Source organism: Rhodopseudomonas sp. (assembly GCF_048594845.1).
Taxonomy (GTDB): domain Bacteria; phylum Pseudomonadota; class Alphaproteobacteria; order Rhizobiales; family Xanthobacteraceae; genus Rhodopseudomonas.
On the sequence record NZ_JBMDXE010000065.1, the window covers coordinates 1 to 4,101 of the forward strand.

Here is a 4,101-nt window from a genome sequence, read left to right on the forward strand (position 1 = left end):
GTTCGCGTCGTCGCGATCCGGGAAGTCCTCGCGGGCATGGGCGCCGCGGCTTTCGGTGCGGTTGGCGGCCGAGTTCATCGTCACCACCGCTTGCACGATCAGGTTGTCGAACTCCAGCGTTTCGATCAAATCCGAATTCCAGGTCAACGAGCGGTCGGACACGCCGATGTCGCCGATGCCGCCGTGGACGTTCTGGATCAGCTGCTTGCCTTCGGCCAGCACCTCGCCGGTGCGGAACACCGCGCAGTTGTTCTGCATCACGTGCTGCATCTTCTCACGCAGCTTCGCGGTCGGGGTGCCGCCCTTGGCGTAGCGATATTTGTCGAGCCGGCCGAGCGACATGTCGGCGGAGTCCGCCGGCAGTTCGGGCTGCTTGCCGTTCGGGGTCAGCTTTTCGGCGCAGCGCAGCGCCGCGGCGCGGCCGAACACCACGAGGTCGATCAGCGAGTTGGAGCCGAGGCGGTTGGCGCCGTGCACCGACACGCAGGCGGCTTCGCCGATCGCCATCAGGCCCGGTACCACCGCGTTGTCGTCGCCGTCCTTCTTGGTGACGACTTCGCCGTGGAAGTTTGTCGGGATGCCGCCCATGTTGTAGTGCACGGTCGGCAGGATCGGGATCGGCTCGCGGGTGACGTCGACACCGGCGAAGATCCGGGCCGATTCCGAGATGCCGGGCAGGCGCTCGTGCAGCACTTCCGGCGCCAGATGGTCGAGGTGCAGGAAGATGTGGTCCTTCTTCTTGCCGACGCCGCGGCCTTCGCGCATTTCGATCGTCATCGCGCGCGAGACGACGTCGCGCGAGGCGAGATCCTTGGCGGACGGCGCGTAGCGCTCCATGAAGCGCTCGCCTTCGGAGTTGACGAGATAGCCGCCTTCGCCGCGCGCGCCTTCGGTCACGAGGCAGCCCGAACCGTAGATGCCGGTCGGGTGGAACTGCACGAACTCCATGTCCTGCAGCGGCAGGCCGGCGCGCAGCGCCATGGCGCCGCCGTCACCCGTGCAGGTATGCGCCGAGGTGCAGGAGGCGTAGGCGCGGCCGTAGCCGCCGGTGGCGAGGATGGTGGTCTGCGCCTTGAAGCGGTGGATGGTGCCGTCGTCGAGCTTCAGCGCGACCACGCCGCGGCAGACGCCCTGGTCATCCATGATCAGGTCGATGGCGAAGAACTCGATGTAGAACTCGGCCGAATGGCGCAGCGCCTGGCCGTACATCGTGTGCAGCATCGCGTGGCCGGTGCGGTCGGCGGCCGCGCAGGTGCGCTGCGCCTGGCCCTTGCCGAAATCCATCGTCATGCCGCCGAACGGCCGCTGATAGATCTTGCCTTCCTCGGTGCGCGAGAACGGCACGCCCCAATGCTCGAGCTCGTAGACCGCGTCGGGCGCGTTGCGCACCATGTATTCGATCGAGTCCTGGTCGCCGAGCCAGTCCGACCCCTTCACGGTGTCGTACATGTGCCAGCGCCAGTCGTCCTTGTGCATGTTGCCGAGCGAGGCCGAGATGCCGCCCTGGGCCGCCACGGTGTGCGAACGGGTCGGAAACACCTTGGTGATGCAGGCGGTGCGAAGCCCGGCTTCGCTGCAGCCGACCACCGCGCGCAGGCCGGCGCCGCCGGCGCCCACCACGACGACGTCGTAGACGTGGTCTTCGATCGGATAGGCGGTTCCGCCCGCGGCTGGTGCGCCGTTGAGGTTCGCCGCCATGCTTAGACTCCGGATGCGAGTTTGAAGATCGCGAAGATCGCGGCGAGCGCCACGGCGATCGAGAAGAAGTTGTTGGCCATCACAGTGACGAGCTTGAGCTTCTCGTTCTGGATGTAGTCTTCGATCACCACCTGCATGCCGATCTTCATGTGGATCGCGGAGGCGATGATGAACAGGATCATGACCAGCGAGATCAGCGGCGAGCCGAGGATCTGTGCGGCGCCGGCCTGATTGCGGCCGAGCAGCATCATGATCACGACGATCACCGGCAGGATCAGCAGCGTCATAGCGACGGCGGTGATGCGCTGGCGCCAGAAGTCGCCGGTGCCGGAGCCGGCCGGGCCGAACTTCCGGACCTTGCCCATCGGGGTGCGCATGGTCGACTCGTTGCCACGCGCTGTACCGTGAGATTCCTGAATGCTCATCGGGCGACTCCCATCGAGAAGGCAGCCACCCAGAGCAGGACGGTCAGCACGATGCCGCCGATCAGCGCTGCCCAGGTCAGCCATTCGCGGTCGGCGGTCTTGAAACCGTAGCCGAGGTCCCAGACGAAGTGCCGGACGCCGCTGAGCAGATGATGCATCAGCGCCCAGGTGTAGCCGAACAGGATCAGGCGGCCGATCCAGCTGCCGGTGAAGGACTGGATGGTGGCGTAAGACGCCGGTCCGGCGGCGCAGGCGATCAGCCACCACGCCAGCAGAAGGGTTCCGGAATACAGCGCAATGCCGGTGGCGCGATGGACGATGGACATCGTCATCGTCAGGCTCCAGCGGTACGTCTGCATGTGGGGCGAAAGCGGTCGGTCGATCCTGGCGGTCATCGGCTGCTATGGGTTGGCGGCGAGCGAACAGGGCCCGGGCGGGGCTCGCGAGAGTGCCCCTATTTACGAAGGACGTTCAACGAGCGCAACGAAGAATTCGCATTTTCGGAATGCAAGTTCAGGGTTTGAAGAGCCCGGCAGGCCAATACGATCGCCATTTTTAGAGCTCCGTTCCACGCCCCGGAAATGAAACCGGATTCAGACCTCGTCATGCTCCGAGGGTGGTAGGCCGCATCGATGAACAGCGGGTTTCGAGCCGCTCTAAAGCCGAAACCCGCTGCTTCCCGCAACGCCGCGCCCGTGCGATGGTTCATCGCCGCATGGCCGCCCTGCGCAGATTACCGCCACCCCGTCAGGATTCCGATGTCCCACGCTCCCGATTGCACCCTCGACCACGGGCATCATGACCACGACGCTCATGATCATCACGATCACGGCAAAGCCGGCGCTCATGCGCATCGGCACGGCGCCGGCGCTCATGATCACACGCCGACGGATTTCGGCCGTGCCTTCGCGATCGGCATCGCGCTCAACATCGCCTTCGTGATCGCCGAGGCGGTGTTCGGCTGGCTCGGCAATTCGATGGCTCTGATCGCCGACGCCGGCCACAACCTGTCCGACGTGCTCGGACTCGCGGTCGCCTGGATCGCCGCTGAATTGTCGAAGCGGCCGCCGTCGGCGCGTTACACCTACGGACTGCGCGGCTCGTCGATCCTGGCGGCACTGTTCAACGCGGTGTTTCTGCTGCTCGCGGTCGGCGCGATCGGCTGGGAGGCGGTGGTCCGGCTGTTCAATCCTGAGCCGGTCGCCAGCGGCACGATGATCGCAGTGGCGGGGATTGGCATCGTCATCAATGCGGTCACGGCCTGGCTGTTCTTCGCCGGGCGCCACTCCGACCTCAACATCCGCGGCGCCTATCTGCACATGGTCGCCGATGCCGCCGTGTCGGCTGCTGTGGTGGTTGCCGGCATCGTCATCCTGTTCACCGGCTGGACCTGGACCGACCCGGCGGTGAGCCTGCTGGTCGCCGGCGTGATCGTGTGGGGCACCTGGGGGCTGCTGCGGGATTCGACCGCGATGTCGCTGAACGCCGTGCCCCGCGGCATCGATCCGGCTGCGGTGCGGGCGTTTCTGGCCGGCCTGCCGGGCGTGACGCAGGTCCACGACCTGCATATCTGGCCGATGTCGACCACCGAAGTGGCGCTGACCTGCCACTTGGTGATCCCCTCCGGCGCACCGGGCGATGCCTTCCTGATCGACCTCGCCCACGAACTCGACCACGATTTCGGCATCGCGCATACGACGGTGCAGATCGAGACCAGCCCCGACACGCCCTGCGCGCTGGCGCCGGAGCATGTAGTGTAGGCGAGCGTCGAGGATAGGCAGCGCTTCGTGATATTTCGCATGCGAATTGTAGGACGAGCCGCCCGCGGTCCCCCTCCCCCTTGCGGGCAGGGTCGGCCGAGCGAAGCGGAGGCCGGGGTGGGGGTCCACGAGTCGCAGTGCCTGGGGGGGGGGCCCCCCCCCCCCCCCCCCCCCCCCGGGGGGGGGGGGGGGGGGGGGGGGGCGCGGCCCCCGGAGTG

4 protein-coding genes are annotated in these 4,101 nt (G+C 66.7%); 1 reads left to right on the forward strand and 3 read right to left on the reverse strand.

The annotated features are described in order from the left end of the window. The 3 genes from sdhA to sdhC all read right to left on the reverse strand — a co-directional run. Positions 1-1,698, reverse strand: a 1,698-nt coding sequence (sdhA, locus tag ACOJTD_RS03450; RefSeq protein ID WP_420131538.1) for a succinate dehydrogenase flavoprotein subunit, incomplete at its 3' end; no start/stop codon positions are given. A 2-nt stretch (positions 1,699-1,700) separates the two neighbouring features. Next, positions 1,701-2,123 (reverse strand): succinate dehydrogenase, hydrophobic membrane anchor protein, encoded by a 423-nt coding sequence (sdhD, locus tag ACOJTD_RS03455; RefSeq protein ID WP_420131539.1) that lies wholly within the window; start codon positions 2,121-2,123, stop codon positions 1,701-1,703. Beyond that, positions 2,120-2,518, reverse strand: a complete 399-nt coding sequence (gene sdhC, locus ACOJTD_RS03460) for a succinate dehydrogenase, cytochrome b556 subunit (protein WP_254986282.1) — start codon at positions 2,516-2,518, stop codon at positions 2,120-2,122. Before sdhC ends, sdhD begins: the two co-directional genes overlap by 4 nt. A 363-nt stretch (positions 2,519-2,881) precedes the next feature. Between sdhC and ACOJTD_RS03465 the strand changes: the two genes are divergently transcribed. Continuing rightward, the gene (locus tag ACOJTD_RS03465; protein ID WP_420131540.1) at positions 2,882-3,883 is read left to right on the forward strand and encodes a cation diffusion facilitator family transporter; all 1,002 of its coding nucleotides are present in this window, start codon (positions 2,882-2,884) and stop codon (positions 3,881-3,883) included. The last annotated feature ends 218 nt before the right edge of the window (positions 3,884-4,101 follow it).

Bases quoted from the DNA above. Each gene is read 5' to 3' on its own strand.
- sdhD (WP_420131539.1), bottom strand. From the start codon at position 2,123: ATGAGCATTCAGGAATCTCACGGTACAGCGCGTGGCAACGAGTCGACC.
- sdhC (WP_254986282.1), bottom strand. From the start codon at position 2,518: ATGACCGCCAGGATCGACCGACCGCTTTCGCCCCACATGCAGACGTAC.
- ACOJTD_RS03465 (WP_420131540.1), top strand. From the start codon at position 2,882: ATGTCCCACGCTCCCGATTGCACCCTCGACCACGGGCATCATGACCAC.